This is a genomic window from Pseudomonas sp. GW823-FHT06E10 (assembly GCF_058794995.1).
Map to the genome: position 1 here is coordinate 1 of NZ_JBXAHJ010000035.1, position 2,731 is coordinate 2,731.

The following is a 2,731-nucleotide window of genomic DNA, read 5'->3' on the forward strand; positions in this document are numbered from 1 at the left end:
CATCCGTAGTGCATGGGTTTACTCAATAAGATCACGCAGGAGATTTGACGTGCACATTGGTGTTCCTCTCGAAACCCAGACCGGTGAAACACGGGTTGCTGCAACCCCGGAAACCATCAAGAAGCTGATCGGCCAGGGCCATAAGGTCACTGTACAAAGCGGCGCCGGCATTAACGCCAGCGTTGTCGACAGTGCCTATGAAGCGGCAGGCGCAAGCATTGGCAGCGCCAACGATGCGTTTGCTGCCGAGCTGATTCTGAAGGTGGTCGCCCCCAGCGACAGCGAGCTCGCCCTGATCAAGAGCGGCACCGTAGTGGTGGGCATGCTCAATCCGTTCAGCAATGAAACCATCGCCAAAATGGCCGAATGCGGCATTACCGCCTTTGCCCTGGAAGCCGCGCCGCGCACCTCCCGCGCCCAGAGCCTGGACGTACTGTCGTCGCAAGCCAACATCGCCGGCTACAAGGCTGTGTTGCTGGCCGCGCACTACTACCCGCGTTTCATGCCGATGCTGATGACCGCTGCGGGCACCGTGAAAGCGGCGCGCGTGCTGATTCTGGGTGCCGGTGTGGCCGGCTTGCAGGCCATCGCTACGGCGAAACGCCTGGGGGCGGTGATCGAAGCGTCTGACGTGCGTCCTGCGGTAAAAGAGCAGATCGAATCCCTCGGCGCCAAGTTCGTCGACGTGCCTTACGAGACCGATGAAGAGCGCGAATGCGCCGTCGGTGTCGGCGGTTACGCCCGCCCGATGCCGGCCAGCTGGATGCAGCGCCAGGCCGCGGCCGTGCACGAACGCGCCAAGCAGGCGGACATCGTTATCACCACCGCGCTGATTCCCGGCCGCAAGGCACCGACGCTGCTCAGCGCGCAAACCGTGGCCCAGATGAAACCGGGTTCGGTGGTCATCGATCTCGCGGCAGCCCAGGGCGGCAACTGCCCGCTGACCGTGGCCGACCAGGTGGTCGTCGAAAATGGCGTGACCATCGTGGGCCCGACCAACCTGGCCAGCGCCGTGGCGGCTGACGCTTCGGCGCTGTACGCCCGCAACCTGCTGGACTTCATGAAACTGTTGTTCGATAAAGAAGGACAACTGGTGATCAACCTTGAAGACGATATCGTCGCCGCGTGCCTGATGTGCCGCGACGGCCAGATCGTGCGCAAGAACGGCTGAGGATAAAAACAATGGAAGACATGCTGATCTCTGACGGTATCTACAACCTGATCATCTTCGTGCTGGCGATCTATGTCGGTTACCACGTGGTCTGGAACGTCACGCCTGCGCTGCACACCCCGTTGATGGCGGTGACCAACGCGATCTCGGCGATCGTGATCGTCGGTGCCATGCTGGCCGCGGCCCTCACCGTGACGCCACTGGGCAAGACCATGGGCACCCTGGCCGTGGCCCTGGCCGCGGTGAACGTATTCGGTGGCTTTTTGGTCACCCGCCGCATGCTGGAAATGTTCAAGAAGAAAGCGCCGGCAAAAGCTCCGGCCGCCAAGGCTGAAGCAGTCAAGGCCGAGGTGCAGCAAGCATGAGCATGAACCTGGTTACCTCCCTGTATTTGATCGCCTCGGTCTGCTTCATCCAGGCGCTCAAGGGCCTCTCGCACCCCACCACGTCGCGCCGTGGCAACCTGTTCGGCATGCTCGGCATGGGCCTGGCGATCCTCACCACGGTCGGCCTGATCTACAAGCTCGGTGCCGAACTGGCTCAAGACGGTATCGTCTACGTGATCGTCGGCCTGCTGATCGGCGGCACTGCCGGTTCGATCATGGCCAAACGCGTTGAAATGACCAAGATGCCGGAGCTGGTCGCCTTCATGCACAGCATGATCGGCCTGGCCGCGGTGTTCATCGCCGTGGCTGCCGTGGTCGAGCCGCAGTCGCTGGGCATCGTCAAGCAACTCGGTGACGCGATCCCGGCCGGCAACCGCCTGGAACTGTTCCTCGGTGCCGCCATTGGTGCAATCACCTTCTCCGGTTCGGTGATCGCCTTCGGCAAGCTGTCGGGCAAGTACAAGTTCCGCCTGTTCCAGGGTGCACCGGTACAGTTCAGTGGCCAGCACAAGCTGAACCTGCTGCTGGGCCTGGCCACACTGGGCCTGGGCGTGACGTTCATGCTCACCGGCGACTACACCGCTTTCGGCGTGATGCTGGCGTTGGCCTTCGTGCTCGGCGTGCTGATCATCATCCCGATCGGCGGCGCGGACATGCCCGTGGTCGTGTCGATGCTCAACAGCTACTCCGGCTGGGCAGCGGCGGGCATCGGCTTCTCGCTGAACAACTCGATGCTGATCATCGCCGGTTCGCTGGTAGGTTCGTCCGGTGCAATCCTCTCGTACATCATGTGCAAGGCGATGAACCGCTCCTTCTTTAATGTGCTGCTCGGGGGCTTCGGCAATACGGCGGACGCGGCCGGCCCGGCGGGTTCGAAAGAAGCCCGTCCGGTGAAGTCCGGTTCGGCCGACGACGCGACCTTCCTGCTGACCAACGCCGACACCGTGATCATCGTGCCGGGCTACGGTCTGGCAGTGGCACGTGCGCAGCACGCGCTGAAAGAGCTGACCGAGAAGCTGACCCATCGCGGCGTGACCGTGAAGTATGCGATCCACCCGGTTGCCGGTCGTATGCCCGGCCACATGAACGTGTTGCTGGCCGAGGCCGAAGTGCCTTACGACCAGGTGTTCGAGATGGACGACATCAACTCCGAGTTCGGCCAGGCCGACGTGGT

The 2,731-nt window shown here is 62.5% G+C and carries 3 protein-coding genes; all 3 read left to right on the forward strand.

The annotated features are described in order from the left end of the window. The first annotated feature begins 49 nt into the window (after positions 1–49). Positions 50–1,171 carry a Re/Si-specific NAD(P)(+) transhydrogenase subunit alpha gene (locus AC1Q6Y_RS28000; protein ID WP_102685615.1) on the forward strand — a complete coding sequence of 374 codons (1,122 nt, stop codon included), beginning with the start codon at positions 50–52 and terminating at the stop codon, positions 1,169–1,171. A gap of 11 nt (positions 1,172–1,182) precedes the next feature. Beyond that, a complete protein-coding gene (locus AC1Q6Y_RS28005; protein WP_057712569.1) occupies positions 1,183–1,536 on the forward strand; it encodes an NAD(P) transhydrogenase subunit alpha part 2 in 354 nt (117 codons plus the stop codon). Beyond that, a partial coding sequence (locus AC1Q6Y_RS28010) for an NAD(P)(+) transhydrogenase (Re/Si-specific) subunit beta (RefSeq protein WP_492625654.1) occupies positions 1,533–2,731 on the forward strand: 1,199 nt, incomplete at its 3' end. The genes AC1Q6Y_RS28005 and AC1Q6Y_RS28010, both read left to right, overlap by 4 nt.

Excerpts from the sequence above, each read along its gene's own strand:
- AC1Q6Y_RS28005 (WP_057712569.1), top strand. The coding sequence starts at position 1,183 with ATGGAAGACATGCTGATCTCTGACGGTATCTACAACCTGATCATCTTC.